This is a genomic window from Sediminicoccus sp. BL-A-41-H5, assembly GCF_050632405.1.
Lineage (GTDB): Bacteria > Pseudomonadota > Alphaproteobacteria > Acetobacterales > Acetobacteraceae > Roseococcus.
In genome coordinates, this window is sequence record NZ_CP192601.1 from 2,482,101 (window position 1) to 2,496,507 (window position 14,407).

General features: G+C 68.9%; 15 protein-coding genes and 1 pseudogene. 4 read left to right on the forward strand and 12 right to left on the reverse strand.

Annotated features, from left to right (window positions below):
- Window positions 1–137: 137 nt before the first annotated feature.
- Entirely contained in the window at window positions 138–809 is a 672-nt protein-coding gene (locus ACQ860_RS12165; RefSeq protein WP_431303619.1) for an ATP-binding cassette domain-containing protein, read from the forward strand.
- A 152-nt stretch (window positions 810–961) separates the two neighbouring features.
- Here ACQ860_RS12165 and ACQ860_RS12170 read toward each other — a convergent pair whose 3' ends face one another.
- From ACQ860_RS12170 to ccoN, 9 genes are read right to left on the reverse strand one after another with little or no spacing between them, the layout of a single operon-like run.
- Complete coding sequence (locus tag ACQ860_RS12170; RefSeq protein ID WP_431303620.1) at window positions 962–1,141, reverse strand: hypothetical protein; 180 nt, start codon at window positions 1,139–1,141, stop codon at window positions 962–964.
- A gap of 4 nt (window positions 1,142–1,145) precedes the next feature.
- The gene (ccoS, locus tag ACQ860_RS12175; protein ID WP_431303621.1) at window positions 1,146–1,301 is read right to left on the reverse strand and encodes a cbb3-type cytochrome oxidase assembly protein CcoS; all 156 of its coding nucleotides are present in this window, start codon (window positions 1,299–1,301) and stop codon (window positions 1,146–1,148) included.
- Window positions 1,302–3,599, reverse strand: a complete 2,298-nt coding sequence (locus ACQ860_RS12180) for a heavy metal translocating P-type ATPase (protein ID WP_431303622.1) — start codon at window positions 3,597–3,599, stop codon at window positions 1,302–1,304. It abuts the gene before it with no gap.
- Window positions 3,596–4,069: a FixH family protein gene (locus tag ACQ860_RS12185; protein ID WP_431303623.1), complete on the reverse strand. Its 474-nt coding sequence runs from the start codon at window positions 4,067–4,069 to the stop codon at window positions 3,596–3,598. Before ACQ860_RS12185 ends, ACQ860_RS12180 begins: the two co-directional genes overlap by 4 nt.
- Window positions 4,066–5,547 (reverse strand): cytochrome c oxidase accessory protein CcoG, encoded by a 1,482-nt coding sequence (gene ccoG / locus ACQ860_RS12190; RefSeq protein WP_431303624.1) that lies wholly within the window; start codon window positions 5,545–5,547, stop codon window positions 4,066–4,068. The genes ACQ860_RS12185 and ccoG overlap by 4 nt, the downstream gene beginning before the upstream one ends.
- Before the next feature lie 9 nt (window positions 5,548–5,556).
- On the reverse strand, window positions 5,557–6,426 hold the full coding sequence (gene ccoP / locus ACQ860_RS12195; protein WP_431303625.1) for a cytochrome-c oxidase, cbb3-type subunit III: 870 nt from the start codon (window positions 6,424–6,426) through the stop codon (window positions 5,557–5,559).
- Between the two features lie 3 nt (window positions 6,427–6,429).
- On the reverse strand, window positions 6,430–6,588 hold the full coding sequence (locus ACQ860_RS12200) for a cbb3-type cytochrome oxidase subunit 3 (RefSeq protein WP_431303626.1): 159 nt from the start codon (window positions 6,586–6,588) through the stop codon (window positions 6,430–6,432).
- A gap of 12 nt (window positions 6,589–6,600) precedes the next feature.
- A complete protein-coding gene (ccoO, locus tag ACQ860_RS12205) occupies window positions 6,601–7,332 on the reverse strand; it encodes a cytochrome-c oxidase, cbb3-type subunit II (protein ID WP_431303627.1) in 732 nt (243 codons plus the stop codon).
- Between the two features lie 11 nt (window positions 7,333–7,343).
- Window positions 7,344–8,795 (reverse strand): cytochrome-c oxidase, cbb3-type subunit I, encoded by a 1,452-nt coding sequence (ccoN, locus tag ACQ860_RS12210; RefSeq protein ID WP_431303628.1) that lies wholly within the window; start codon window positions 8,793–8,795, stop codon window positions 7,344–7,346.
- Window positions 8,796–9,011: 216 nt separating this feature from the next.
- Between ccoN and ACQ860_RS12215 the strand changes: the two genes are divergently transcribed.
- The gene (locus tag ACQ860_RS12215) at window positions 9,012–9,800 is read left to right on the forward strand and encodes a DUF2189 domain-containing protein (protein ID WP_431303629.1); all 789 of its coding nucleotides are present in this window, start codon (window positions 9,012–9,014) and stop codon (window positions 9,798–9,800) included.
- A gap of 86 nt (window positions 9,801–9,886) precedes the next feature.
- On the opposite strand, the gene ACQ860_RS12220 is transcribed toward ACQ860_RS12215, so the two are convergent.
- Window positions 9,887–10,852 carry an IS481 family transposase gene (locus ACQ860_RS12220; protein WP_431301893.1) on the reverse strand — a complete coding sequence of 322 codons (966 nt, stop codon included), beginning with the start codon at window positions 10,850–10,852 and terminating at the stop codon, window positions 9,887–9,889.
- A 136-nt stretch (window positions 10,853–10,988) separates the two neighbouring features.
- Here ACQ860_RS12220 and ACQ860_RS12225 point away from each other — a divergent pair.
- Together ACQ860_RS12225 and ACQ860_RS12230 are read left to right on the forward strand one after the other, a co-directional pair.
- Window positions 10,989–11,159, forward strand: a pseudogene (locus tag ACQ860_RS12225) (transposase); the annotation flags it as partial.
- Window positions 11,138–11,740, forward strand: a complete 603-nt coding sequence (locus ACQ860_RS12230) for an IS5 family transposase (protein ID WP_431303342.1) — start codon at window positions 11,138–11,140, stop codon at window positions 11,738–11,740. The pseudogene ACQ860_RS12225 and the gene ACQ860_RS12230, both read left to right, overlap by 22 nt.
- A gap of 56 nt (window positions 11,741–11,796) precedes the next feature.
- On the opposite strand, the gene ACQ860_RS12235 is transcribed toward ACQ860_RS12230, so the two are convergent.
- Both ACQ860_RS12235 and ACQ860_RS12240 read right to left on the reverse strand, forming a co-directional pair.
- Window positions 11,797–13,377, reverse strand: a complete 1,581-nt coding sequence (locus tag ACQ860_RS12235; protein WP_431303630.1) for a hypothetical protein — start codon at window positions 13,375–13,377, stop codon at window positions 11,797–11,799.
- Between the two features lie 202 nt (window positions 13,378–13,579).
- Window positions 13,580–14,311 carry a sulfite exporter TauE/SafE family protein gene (locus ACQ860_RS12240; protein ID WP_431303631.1) on the reverse strand — a complete coding sequence of 244 codons (732 nt, stop codon included), beginning with the start codon at window positions 14,309–14,311 and terminating at the stop codon, window positions 13,580–13,582.
- Window positions 14,312–14,407 lie beyond the last annotated feature (96 nt).

The window sequence follows — 14,407 nt, forward strand, 5'->3', positions numbered from 1 at the left end:
GTTGGGGCTTGTCCTGGAAGCGTCGGCTGGTTGGCGTGGCTAAGCCACGCCGCCGATCGGGGGGCGGCCAGTGGGCAGGGCACAGGCCTCTCTTTCTTGTCTCGATCGCTGCGAGGTGAGTCGTGAATCCTGTCGAGTTGTCGGGCATCACCTTCGCTTACGGCGAAGGCGCGCTGCGGCGGGAGGTGCTGCGGGAGGTGGACCTGTCCATCGCGCCAGGGGAAATCGTGCTGCTGACCGGCCCCTCGGGCTCGGGCAAGACCACGCTGCTGACGCTGATCGGCGCGCTTCGGGCGATGCAGGACGGCCAGGCGCGGGTGCTGGGGCAGGAACTTTCGGGCGCCTCCGAAAGCGACCGCGTGAAGCTGCGCGGGCGCATCGGGTTCATCTTCCAGAACCACAACCTCCTGGGCTTCCTGACGGCGCGGCAGAATGTCGCCATGTCGCTCGAACTGCATGGCGGCATGAGCGAGGGCGAACGCCTCACCCGCGCGGGCGAGATGCTCTCCGCCGTGGGTCTCGCCGATCACGCGGAAAAGCCGCCCTCACGCCTCTCCGGCGGTCAGCGGCAGCGCGTGGCCGTGGCGCGCGCCCTGGCCGGCGAACCCGGCCTGATCCTGGCCGATGAACCCACCGCGGCCCTCGACAAGGTGAGCGGCCAGGAAGTCGTGCGCCTGCTGCGCGACCTCGCCAAGACGCGCGGCGTGCCCATCCTGCTCGTCACGCATGACCCCCGCATCCTCGACATCGCCGACCGCATCGTCGCGATGGAGGATGGACGCATCGTGCAGCCGGCGAAGGCGGCGTGACCCAGAGCCTGATCCGCTGAGGCGCAGCCGAAGCGGTGAATCAGCCTCTCGGCCAAGGCTGGACCCGGCGAAGTGAACGCATGTGAACGCAGCGGGGTCCAGAGCCTGATCCGCTGAGGCGCAGCCGAAGCGGTGAATCACCGCGCAGCGAATCAGTGGGAGTGCTTCGCGTCGTAATGGCGCTTCACCACGCTGAACGCCATCCACAGCCCGAAGGCCAGCAGCAGCAGCGAGAAGGTGTAGAGATACCCCTCTGCCCGCGCCGCGCCGAACAGGCCGACCAGCGCGAAGACCAGATACAGGGCGATGAAAAAGCCGGAAGAGATCGGCATCGGGTCAGCCTCCTTTCTTGAGGTCGTCGTCGAAGAGGATGCGGGCGGCGGCGCCGTCCAGATCCTCGTATTGGCCGGAGCGCATCGCCCAGATGAAGGCGAAGAGCGCGAGCCCGCCCAGGAAGAGCGCCAGCGGAATCAGCCAGACCAGCGTGTCCATCTATCGTCCCACCCGAAGAGCATTGCCGATGACCGCGAGCGAGGAGGTCGCCATCACCAGGGCCGCGATGAGCGGCGTGGCGAAGCCCGCCACCGCCACCGGCACCGCGATGAGGTTATAGCCAAACGCCAGTGCGATGTTTTGACGTGCCGCAAGCTGCGCCCGCCGCGCGCGCGTGACCGCCTCGGCCAGCGGCAGCAGCCCGCCGCCCATCAGCACGAAGTCGCTCGCCGCCTGGGCGAGGTCCGTCCCCTCGGCCGGCGCCGCCGAGACATGCGCCGCCGCCAGCGCCGCCGCGTCATTGATGCCATCGCCCACCATCAGCACGCGTCGGCCCTGCGCGGCGAGGGCCGCGATGCGCGCGGCCTTGGCCTCGGGCGTCGCGCGCGCGGTGAAGACGCTGATGCCGGCTTCCCGCGCCAGGCGCTCCACCACCTCGGGCGCATCGCCCGAGAGCAGTTCGACGCCGAGGCCCGCGCGCTGGAAGGCCTGCACGGCGGCGGCCGCGTCGGCGCGCAGCGAATCCTCGAAGCGGAAGGTGACGGGCGCATGCCCCGGCCGCGCCAGATGCAGCGCCATGCCCGCATCCTCCGGCAGGCCCAGAAAGGCGGCCGAACCCAGCCGCGTCTCGCCCTGCATGAGCCCCGAGCCCGGCACCTCCACCACCCCCGAGGCCGGCGCCACCTCCGGGCAGGCGCGCGTCAGCGCGCGCGCCAGCGGATGCCGGCTGGTGGCGGCGAGGCTCGACGCCACGTGCAGATCCGCGTCATTCCACCCACCCGGCAGCAGGCGCGGGCGGCCTTCCGTCAGTGTGCCGGTCTTGTCCAGCACCACATGATCGGCGCTCGCCAACCGCTCCAGCCCCGTGGGCGAGGAGAGCAGCACGCCGCGCCGGAACAGCGCGCCGGAGGCCACGACCTGCACCGCCGGCACGGCGATCGCCAGGCCGCAGGGGCAGGTGATGATCAGCGCCGCCACCGCCGGCACCAGCGCCGCCTGCCAGGACACGCCGGCCAGAAACCACCAGCCCAGAAAGGTGCAGAGTGCGACCACATGCGCGATGGGCACATAGATCCGCGCCGCCCGATCGGCGAGCGAGGTGTAGCGCCCGCGCGCCTGTTCGGCCCGCTCCAGCATGCGCGCCATGGCGGCCAGGGAACCATCGCTCGCCGCGGCCGTCACGCGCGCGGTGAAGGGCGCGCCCATGTTCACCCCGCCCGCCGCCAGCGCTTCGCCGCGCGCGAAGGATCGCGGCAGGCTTTCGCCCGTGGTGGCGGCGGTGTCGAGCAGCGCCGTCTCATCCTCCAGCACCGCATCCAGGCGCAGCCGCTCGCCGCTCGCCACCAGGATGCGCGCGCCGACCGGCACGCGCTCCATGGGCACGGCCAAGGGGGCAGCATGCGCCTCGCCCAGCACGGTCACGCTGCCTTCCTGCAGCGCGAGCAATTCGGCCGCACTCTGCCGCGCCCGCCGCCGCGCCGCGCGGTCCAGCACGCGGCCGGCCAGCATCAGCGCCAGCAGCGCCGTCGCGCCATCGAACCAGGTGAAGTCGCCATTGCGCATCGTCTCGCTGAGCGACATGGCCGTGGTGGCGAGGATGCCGAGCGAGACGGCGCAATCCATGTTGAGCCGCCCGGCGCGCAAGCCCCGCCAGGCCGAGCGGAACAGCGGCATCCCCGCATAAGCCACGGTCGGCATGCCGATCAGCGCCGCCAGCCAATGCATCATGTGCCGCGTGTCGGGGCCCATGTCGCTGCCCGCCCAGACGGCGACGGAGACGAGCATGACGTTCATCGCGCCGAAGCTCGCGATGCCCAGCGCCCGCGTCAGCTCGCGCCCCTCGGCGTCCTCGCTGGCGCGCAGGCAGGCGGGCGAGAAGGGCGCGACGCGGAAGCCCAGCCGCGCCACCAGCGCCGCCAGCTCATTGCCGCGCGTGGCCTCGCCGCGCCACGTCACGGAAAGCCGGCGCGTCGAGAGATTGGCCCGCGCCCGCGTCACATCCGGCTCGGCGGCCAGTGCCTGCTCCACCAACCAGATGCAGGCGCCGCAGGTCAGCCCCGCCACCATCAGCTCCAGCGTGCGGGTGCCGTCCCGGTTCAGATGCGCGAGGCCGGTAAAGTCCGCGCTCGGCGGATCGAGCGGCTTGAGCTGCCCCTCCGCGCCCTCACGCCGACGATAGAAGGCATCGAGGCCGAGCCCCTGCACCAGCGCATGCGCGCCTTCGCACCCCGTGCAGCAGAAGCGGGTGGCGCTGGGCGCGCCACAATGCGCGCAGACAGGGCGGCCGATATGGCTCATGGAAGCGTGAAGCGCTGCCGGATGTCGTGCCGCTCGCCCTGCTCGGAGACGAGCATTCCGCGGAACTCCCAGAGGCCCGCGCGCAGCTCGGGCAGTTCCAGGGTGAAGCGGCCGCCGCCGGCGGCTTCGGTCAGCGCCACCCGCTCCCCATCCAGCGGACGCAGCATATGGCCTTCCAGCACGCCCCGCACCGGCGCGCCGCCGCGGTCGCGCGCATTGACGACGAGGCGCCCGCCTTCCATCCGCGTGTTCAGCGTCCAGCCCAGCGCATCCTGCCGCGCCGCCTCGGCCAGCACGTGGTTGTAGGTGCGGCCGCGATCATAGGCCTGCCCCACGGTGACGCCCGTGAAGGTGCCGATGGCCTGGGTGATCAGCACCGCGTTCACCGCCACGACCACCGCCATGCCGCCGACGAAGATCCAGGGGATCCAGCGGCCGCGATTGGGATCATGCGCTTGGATGTCTCTCATCGGTCGGGTCCCAGGAAAACGGTGGAATGGCGAAGGATTGTGCGGCCCTGCGCGTCGAGCAGACGGAAGGTGATGGGCGTGCTGCCGCGCAGCCGCATCCCCTCGGGCGCGGTCACGAAGGCGCGCCATTGCGTGATGCCGTCATCGCGCGTCGTCAGCAGCGGGCGCCCTTCGGCATCCAGCGCCGCATCCTGCACGGTGAGGCGCAGGCCGGCCGGCCCCTCCAGCACCATCGGCAGCGAAAGCTCGCCCCGCAGCTTGTTGGCGAGCTTCAGCGTATAGCCGTTGCGCAAGCCGCCGTCGGAGAGCTGCACATAGAGCGGCGCACGGTCGCGCAGCACGGTCAGCGTCAGCGTCTCGCGCAGCAGCCAGGCGCCCAGCATCACGACGATCACGGAGGTCAGCACGCCGGCATAGACCAGCGTGCGCGGGCGGACGACCTTCTGTCGCGTCCGCACCGCCATGCCGCGGGCCAGGCGCTCAGGCCCGGGCGCCATGCCCTTCGTCGCGGCCTCGCTGGCGGCGAGGTTCTTCAGGGTCTCGAAGGCGATCAGCCCGGTGGGGCGATCGAGCTTCTTCATCACGTCGTCGCAGGCATCCACGCAGAGCCCGCAGCCGATGCATTCGAGCTGCTGACCGTCGCGGATGTCGATGCCCGTCGGGCAGACATGCACGCAGGCCTTGCAATCCACGCAATCGCCCGCGCCCGGGTCGGTCGGCTTGCCGCGCGGCTCACCCCGCCAGTCGCGATAGGTCACGACCAGGCTGTTCTCATCCAGCATGGCACCCTGGAAGCGCGGCCAGGGGCACATGTAGGTGCAGACCTGCTCGCGCGCCGCACCCGCCAGCACATAGGTCGTCGCGGTGAAGAGCGCGAAGAAGCCATAGACGGTGAGGCTCGCCTGGCCCGTCAGCATGGCCCAGGTGACGGTCGGCGCATCGTTGAAATACATGATCCAGGCGCCGCCGGTCGCCATCGCGATGGCGAGCCAGGCGGCATGCTTGCTGAGCTTCGCGCGCCACCAGGCGGAATTGCGCGGGCCCTGGTCGAGCTTGATGCGGGCATTGCGGTCGCCCTCGACCTTCCGCTCGATCCATAGGAACAGGTCGGTCCAGACCGTCTGCGGGCAGGTGAAGCCACACCAGATGCGGCCGAAGAGCGAGGTCACGGCAAAGAGGCCGATGGCGCCGAGCACGAGGATGCCCGTCAGGAAGTAGATCTCCTGCGGCCAGAGCTCGAACCAGAAGAAGAAGAGGCGGGCATTGCCCATATCCACCAGCACCGCCTGATCCGGGGCGTTCGGGCCGCGATCCCAGCGCAGCCAGGGCACGATGTAGTAGAGCCCCAGCAGCAGGATGAGCACGGCCCATTTCACCCGCCGCACCACCCCCTGCACCGCGCGCGGATAGACCTTCTGGTGCGAGGCGTAGAGCGAGCCTTCCTCGATCTGGGGCGCGCGCGGCGGGATCACGGACATGACGGAAGCCTACTCCCCCCCGCCCAGCGCATGCACATAAACGGTGAGCATGTTGACCGTGGCGGGATCGAGCCGGCCCTGCCAGGAGGGCATGACGCCCGCGCGGCTATTGGCGATGCTGCGCATGATGTCCGCCTTCTCGCCGCCATAGAGCCAGATGCGGTCATTCAGCCGAGGCGCGCCGAGGTCCCGATTGCCCTCGCCGCGATCGCCGTGGCAGCTCGCGCAGTTCTCGGCATAGAGCGCCTCGCCGCGCGTGACGGCCGCCGGATCGGTGCTGCGGTTGGTCAGGCTCAGCACGAATTCCGCCGTGTCGCTCACCTGCGCCGCGTTCAGCATGCCCGTCGCCTGGAAGGCCGGCATCGCCACGCCGCGCTGCTCGTCGCTCTCATTCGCGCGCACGCCATGCTGGATGGTGTGCTGGATGGCGTCGAAGCTGCCGCCATAGATCCAGTCATCATCCGCGAGGCTCGGGAAGCCGCCCGGGGCCCCCTGCCCGCCCGCGCCATGGCAGCCGGCGCAGTTGTTGGCGAAGGCGACGCGCCCGCCGGCCAGCGCGAAGGCGCGCAGCTCCGGGTCGGCCGCGATCTGCTCGGGCGTCGCGGCACGCAGGCGCGCCATCATCGGCTCGATCCGCGCGCGTTCGGCGGCCTGCTGGGCCGGCAGCGCCCCGCGCGCCGTCCAGCCGAGCAGACCGGTGGCGCCCGTGATGGGCAGCGCCGGATAGAGCACGACCCAGACCAGCGAGAAGGCGATGCAGGCATAGAAGGTGTACAGCCACCACTTGGGCAGCGGCGTGTTCAGCTCCTTCAGCCCGTCCCACTCATGGCCCGTGGTCATCTGGCCGGAGACGCTGTCCTTTTCGATCTTGGTGGGCATGTCTCAGCGCCTCCTGCTCTCATCGTCCTGGAAGATCATGCTTCCGCGTTGTTGCCATTCCGCGCGCTTGGAGGGGCGCAGCGTCCAGATCAGGATTCCGCCGAAGAGCAGGAAGAACCAGGCGACCCAGAGCGAGTTGAAGAGGGATTGCAGGTCATGCATGACGCATCCTCCTCACTGCTGCCGCAGCTGTTCGGGCGTCACGTCGCGGAACTGCACGAGCGTGCCCAGCATCTGCATGTAGGCGACCAGCGCATCCATCTCGGTGACCACGGCCGGGTTGCCGTCGAAGGCGCCCTGGCGCGCCCGGGCGTAGCGGGAGGAGAAGCCCGCCGCATCCGCATCGGGCCGCGCCTGGGCTTCCAGGTCGGCGCGCGCGTTCGCGATCATCTCCTCGCTATAGGGCACGCCCAGCGCGCGCTGTGCCCTGAGGTGCGACTGGATGTTCCGGTAGTCGAGCGGACGGTCGAGGAAGCTGTAGGGCGGCATGATGCTCTCGGGCACCAGCGAGCGCGGGTCACGCAGGTGCTGGGCCTGCCAGTCATCCGAATACTTGCCGCCGACGCGCGCCAGGTCCGGCCCGGTGCGCTTGCTGCCCCATTGGAAGGGGCGGTCATACATGCTCTCGGCCGCCAGGCTGAAATGGCCATAGCGCTCCGCCTCGTCGCGGAAGGGGCGCACCATCTGGCTGTGGCAGGCGTAGCAGCCCTCGCGCACATAGATGTTGCGGCCCATGAGTTCGAGCGGCGTGTAGGGGCGCACCCCCTGCACGCGCTCGATCGTGCTCTCCACCGTGAAGAGCGGCACCACCTGCGCAAGACCGCCGATGGAGATGGTGATGAGGGTCAGCACGCCGAGCAGGACGACGTTCCGCTCGATCATGCCATGGGAGAATTTCTTGAGCATGGGAGCCTCCTTCACTCGGCCGCCACGGCGCCGGCCGGCACGCTCGCCGGGGCGGGCACGCGCAGCTCTTCGCTCGTGATGGTCTTGAACATGTTCCAGGCCATGAGGATCGCGCCCGTCAGGTAGAGCAGGCCGCCCAGCATGCGGATCACGTAGTACGGGTGCATGGCCGCCACCGTCTCGACGAAGCTGTATTGCAGGAAGCCCAGCTCGTCATAGGCGCGCCACATGAGGCCCTGCATGATGCCCGAGACCCACATCGCCGTGATGTAGAGAACGATGCCGAGCGTCGCCAACCAGAAGTGCCACTCGATGAGGCGCGCGCTGAACATCGCGCGCTTCTTCCACAGCACCGGCACCAGCCAGTAGAGCGCGCCGAAGGTGATGAAGCCGTTCCAGCCGAGCGCGCCCGAATGCACGTGGCCGATCGTCCAGTCGGTGTAGTGCGAGAGGCTGTTCACCGCCTTGATGGACATGACCGGCCCCTCGAAGGTGGACATGCCGTAGAAGGCGACGGCGGTGACCGAGAAGCGCAGGCCGGGGTCGGTCCGCAGCTTGTCCCACGCACCGCTCAGCGTCATGATTCCGTTGATCATGCCGCCCCAGCTCGGCATCCACAGCATCACCGAGAACACCATGCCGAGCGTCTGCGCCCAGTCGGGCAGCGCGGTGTAGTGCAGGTGGTGCGGCCCCGCCCAGATGTAGAGGAAGATGATGGACCAGAAGTGCACGATGGACAGCCGGTAGGAATAGACCGGCCGGTCCGCCTGCTTGGGGATGAAGTAGTACATCATGCCCAGGAAGCCCGCGGTCAGGAAGAAGCCCACCGCGTTGTGGCCGTACCACCACTGGATCATCGCCCCCTGCACGCCCGCGGGCGCGGCATAGGAGAAGGTGCTGCCCCAGCTCAGCGGCAGGGAGATGTTGTTGCCGATGTGGAGCACGGCGACGGTGATGATGAAGGCCAGCAGGAACCAGTTGGCGACATAGATGTGCGGCTCCTCGCGCCGCACCAGCGTGCCGCCGAAGGCCACCAGGTAGATCACCCAGAGCACCGTCAGGAACAGGTCGGCGAACCACTCGGGCTCCGCGTATTCCTTGCCCTGCGTGACGCCGAGCACGTAGCCGAGTGCGGCGGTGACGATGAAGAACTGATAGCCCCAGAAGATGAACCAGCCCATCTCCTCGCCGCCGAACAGCCGCGCGCGGCAGGTGCGCTGCACGATATAGAGGCTGGTGCCGATCAGCGCATTGCCGCCGAAGGCGAAGATCACCGCGCTGGTGTGCACGGGGCGCAGGCGGCCGAAGCTGGTCCATTCCAGATCCAGGTTCAGCAACGGGAAGGCGAGCTGGGAGGCGATGACCACACCCACCAGGAAGCCCACCACGCCCCAGAACATGGTGGCGATGGCAAAGGCGCGGATCGGCGCCTCCACGAAGTCAGGGGGGCTGCGTACAGCCATTCCTCCAGATGGGGCGACGCCTGCCAGGGCCATCGGTCTTTGTCCTTCCTCAAGCGGGCGCACCACGCCCCGCCAATCCACGGTCGGACGGAAGCATCCCAAGTGGGGAACGTCTTTGATCAGGATCAATGCGCGTTGCCGGGAAAGCGAGGCTCAGTTGCGCGCGCCGCATCGGGCGGTGTTAAGGTCGCCCAAAACCCGCACGGGAGGGAACGCATGAACAGCGAAACGATCGGCGAGGGCACGGGCATCACCGTGAGCCGCATCCGCCATGTCAGCACCGACCGGCCCTGGACCTGGCTCACGCTCGGCTGGCAGGACATGATGGCGAACAAGGCCGTCAGCCTCTCCTACGGCGCGGTCCTGGCGCTTGGCGGCTGGATCTTCGCCTGGCTCATGTTCGAGGTCGGCACCGCCTGGGCCATCCTGCCCGCCACCGCGGGCTTCTTCATCCTCGCCCCCCTGCTCGCCACCGGCCTCTACGAGACGAGCCGCCGCCGCGCGCTCGGCGAACACACGACGCTGGCCGAGGCGATGGGCGGCTTCCGCCGCAACCCGACGCAGATCGCCATGATCGGCGTGCTGCTGCTGGTGCTGCACCTCTTCTGGGTGCGGGTGGCGGGGCTGCTCTTCGCGCTCTTCTTCGGGATCAACTTCGCCCCCTCGCTCGCCGAGCTGCCCATCGCCCTGCTCCGCAGCGATGATCTGTTCCCCTTCCTGGTGATCGGCACCGGCCTCGGCTTCGTGCTCGCCTGCGTCACCTTCTCGGTGGCCGCCATCTCGGTGCCCATGCTGCTCGACCGGCCGGGTTGCAGCTTCCTGGAAGCCGTGACGGTCTCGATCCAGGCGGTGATGGAGAACTGGCGCGCCATGGCGCTCTGGGCCGGGCTGATCGTGGTCTTCACCGGCCTCGCGCTCGTGCCCTTCTTCCTCGGCCTCGTCATCGCGCTTCCGCTGATCGGCCATGCCACCTGGCACGCCTACCAGGATCTGGTGGCCCGCTAGAGCATGATGCGTTGAGGCGGAATCGCCGTAACGCTGAATCATCCTCTCAGCAAAACCTAGAGCGAGCGAAGTGAACGCAGCACGCTCTAGGTGTTTAGTCCCGGCATTTGGTGGTGCGGATTTTTGTTGAATCGTTCGGGCGTTTCTGCCCACGTCCTGCAGATGAACTCGTAGGGTGTGAGGCCGCGGAGGCGCTTAAGGCGGCGGGCGAAGTTGTAGGCGGCGACGAAGTCGTCGAGGTGTCGTCGCAACTGCTCGTGGTTGTCGTAGTGGAAGCGCTTGACTGTGGCGTCCTTGATGGTGCGGTTCATCCGCTCGACCTGACCATTCGTCCAAGGATGATTGATCTTGGTGAAGCGGTGCTCGATGCCGTTTTCCTGGCACCGCATGGCGAACATGTGGGTCATGTAGCGCGCCGTCGGGCCGTCGGCGTAGCGCGGGGCAAAGCGGAATTGGATTCCGTTGTCGGTGAGTACCGTATGGATGCGGTAGGGCACGGCGGCGATGAGGGCCTCTAGGAAGGCGGATGCCGTGACGCGCGTGGCGCTCTCGACTAGTTGGACGAAGGCGAACTTGCTGGTGCGGTCGATGGCCACAAACAGATAGAGCTTGCCTTCTTCGGTCTGCACCTCGGCGATGTCGATGTGGAAGAAGCCGATGGCGTAAGTCTTGAACTTGGCCTTGGACTTCTTGTCGCCCTCGACCTCGGGCAGGCGCGAGATGCCGTGACGCTGCAGGCAGCGGTGCAGGGCGGAGCGGGTGAGCTGCGGGATAGTGGCCTGCAGGGCGTAGAGGCAGTCGTCCAGCGGCAGCAGGGTGTGACGGCGGAAGGCGACGACGATGGCCTCCTGCTCGGGTGACAGCGTGGAGGAGCGGGCGTCTCGCGGCCCGGTGGGCAGATCGGTGACCGAGGTGCGCTTGCGCCACTTGGCGATGGTCTTGGGGTTCACGCCGTAACGCCTGGCGAGTTCTCTCAGGCTCGCTTGACTATGCTGGATCGCGCGACGGACCGCCTCTGTCGTTGTGGCGCACCCATGGAGAATTTGACCCATAGCGCATCCTTCCATTCCTTGGAGAAGACTGCACCATCAAAACCCGGGATCAAACATCTAGGCTCCAAACCCAATCAGGTCTGGCTTCGACACGTTGCGATGTGATTCGCTGCCTTCGTTCAGGGGGGCGACGCGGATGGCGCATGGGTTTTGGCTGACGGATCGGCAGTGGGAAGCGATCGCGCCGCTCCTGCCGCAGAACCAGCCCGGGGCACGTCGGGTGGACGACCGGCGTGTGCTCAGCGGGATCGTGCACATGCTCAAGCATGGCGGCCGCTGGCAGGATTGCCCTCGGATCTATGGCCCGCCCACCACGATCTACAATCGCTATCACCGCTGGTCGCAGCGCGGCATCTGGACGCAGATGTTGACCGCGCTGGTACAGGCGACGCCAGGTGGTCTGCAGTTGATCGACAGCACGACAGCCAAGGCACAGCGCGCGGCGGCGGGCGGAAAAGGGGGGCCGAGTTCCAGGCCATTGGCCGCTCCCGCGGCGGTCGCGGGACCAAGATCCACCTCGTAACCGATGGCACGGGCCGCGTTCTCACCTTCGTCGTGACGCCCGGCCAGATGGGCGACATGCGCCCCGCTCACGACCTACTCGCCCGCCTGCCCCCGTCAGCCAAGCTCCTGGCCGACGCGGCCTATGACAGCAACGGCCTGCGTGCGTTTCTCGCCGAGCGGGGCACCCTGCCGGTCATCCCGAACAACCCCACCCGCAGGCGGTTCCATCCCTTCGACAAGACTGCCTACCGAGCGCGAAACGCCATCGAGCGAACCTTTAGCCGGCTGAAGGACTGGCGCCGCATCCACACCAGATACGACAAGCTCGCCAACAACTGCGCCTCGGCCGTCGCCATCGCAGCCGCAATCATCTGCTGGTGCTGAATGAGTCTCGAGCCTAGACCGCGCCGCGTTCACGCAGCGCGGCAGGTTCGGCGCGTCTACCAGCCCGCCTGGAAGGCGATCCCGCCCGGCAGCATGTGCACCTGCGTCTCGTCCAGATCGAGATCCTTGACGAGGTCGAGCAGGTATTCCGAGGAGGAGGCGCCGCGCTTCAGGAGCTCCTCCCCCAGCGCCTCGGCCCAGCGCGAGGCGACCGGCGCGGCGGTGGTGGTCATGAAGAGGCGCTCCAGCAGGGTGCTGAACAGCGTGAACTGCGGCAGCGGGCCCTGCACCTGGTGGAAGACATCCGGCATCTCGCGCATCCGGGTGTCACCCGAGAGGATCTGGATCGCCCACCAGTTCCCGAAGCTCATGGCGTCAAGCTGCCGGGGTGACAGGTCATCCAGGCGATCCACCCAGTCGCGCGGGACGAAGATGCCGCCATTCTCGGCCCGCTGCCGCCCATGGCCGAGCGAGTCGAGGCGCCAGGTCACGAAATCCTCCACCAGGGCGGCGCGGCTGCGCCCCTGGTCGAGGCGCCCGGCATGGAAGCCGATGCCGCCGGCATCGGTCCAGCCCACGCTGTTGGTGTACATCAGTTCCGCGAAGCCGGTGTTGCTGCGCCCACCGAAGCGGCTGGCGAATTCCGCGCTCGCCAGCAGGTCATTGGCCAGGGCCTGGGTGGTGCCGCCGGCGGCGAGCCGCGCGACACCGGCCGCCATCTCGCCATGCCGCGGGTCGCGGTTCAGCACCGTCTCGTAGATCGCCCAGACGCGGGCCGGCAGGCCATCCCCCGCGAAGGTGATGTAGCCGTCCATCAGGTCGATCACCGAGGGCTGCTCCACCGTCACGCCGCTGCCGTCGCGCATCTGCAGGTGGATGATCGAGCCGAAGTCGCGGATCGTGGAGATCTCGTGGCTCATCCGCATGGAGAAGAGGTTGCCCGGCCCGGCCCAGCGGAAGCCGTTGGCCGCCTCATGGCTCTCCAGCAGGTCCACCGTCCCGCCATTGTTGAGGCCGAGCGCGGTGACGCCGATCGAGACGGTCAGCGCGGCGGATTGCCGCCCGTCCGAGACGGTGATCACCACCTCGCGCTCCGGCCCGTCGGCCAGCGGGATGGACAGGCCGGGGCGCAGGCGCAGCGTGTCCCCCACGATCATGAAGAGCCAGTCGTCATCCTCGCGGATGGTGAAGCTGAAGCCCGTGATGGAATCCGGGTCCACCACCTGAAGGCGGCCGATGGTGGCCCCCGCCGCGCCCGCGGCGACCGTGCCCCCGGTGAGGAAGCGCAGCCCCTGCGGCGGCGTGTCATCCAGGTTGAGCAAGCCGACGGACCACGTGCCGGCGCTGTCCATGATGCTGCCGTCCATCATGAAGAACCGCAGCCAGAAGCTGATGTTGGGCGAGATATTGTTCGCCACGAACCATTCGAAGTCGATCCGCGAGAGCGGCGTGATGGTGAGCGCGCCCGTGCTGCGGTTGAGGGAGACGTCGAAGAAATTCGCGCCGAAGCCGGCCACCTCGACGAAGCGGATCAATGCCGGATCAATGCTGATCTGCAGCTGGCCGATCCAGTCCCAGAGGGGCGTGTCCTCGTTGATCGAGCCGGGCAGCGAACCCGTGACCGTGATGCGCGACATCCTGTCCCTGCCTCCAGCTTCAGGCCGCGCCAGTCCGGCCCCGTCCGGAGGATGCCCCGCCCATGGTGAAGCAAGCGTGAAGCGGGCCCGAGCGCGATCGGGGGTTTGCCGCGAGGATCAATCGCCCCGCCGGCGGATCAGGGCCTGGGCTGTGCTGCGAGAATGATCGAGCGCTTCGGCGATGCCGCCCCGACGCGGCCCGCTAGGCCAGCATCTGCACCGCGAGGCCCGCCAGCACGGCCGCGTTCAGCAGGAAGAGCAGGCCCCCCACCGCCCGCCAGCGCGGCCCCACGGCATGCCCGAAGAAGCGGCCGAGCAGCGCGACCCCCGCCAGCGCCGGCACGGTGCCCAGCACGAAGGCCAGCATGGCCAGCCCGCCCGCCAGCGCGCTGCCCGAGCCCGCCGCCGCCGCCAGCGCCGCATAGAGCAGCCCGCAGGGCAGGGCCGAGAGCAGCAGCCCAAGCCGCACGCCGCGCCAGCCGGTGGGTGCCGCGAGCAGCCCGCCAAGCTGCGCCTCCAGCACGCGCGGCAGGCGCGGCGCGGGCAGCTTCGGCAGCAGCGCGGCCAATCGCGCCGAGGCCTGGGCCAGCATCAGCAGGGCCGCCAGCCCCAGCAGCGCCGCGGCCAGCCAGCGCAGCCCACTCGCCTGCGCCAGCAGCGCCCCCGCGCCGCCCGCCACCGCGCCCAAAGCCGCGTAACCAAGGCCGCGCCCCAGATGATAGGGCAGCAGCGCCGCGCCGGAGAGCCGCCGCAGCATGCCGCCGCCGAGGCTCTGATCCGCCGTCGCCGCCGCCTGGGCCAGCACGAAGGGCCCGCACATCACCGCGCAATGCGCGAGCCCCCCCGCCAACCCGGCGAGGAACAGCGCGCCCATCAGCGCGGGCATCCCGGCTGGCCCGAGGGCGGCCAGATCATGAAGGCAATTGGCGAGCACGTGCCCGGTCTATCCCCTGCCGCGTCGGCTGGCCTTGCGCCGCCGCAAAGGCATCATGCGGCAGCCGCGCCCCTCGTGCCCAGCGCGGCGCTCTGC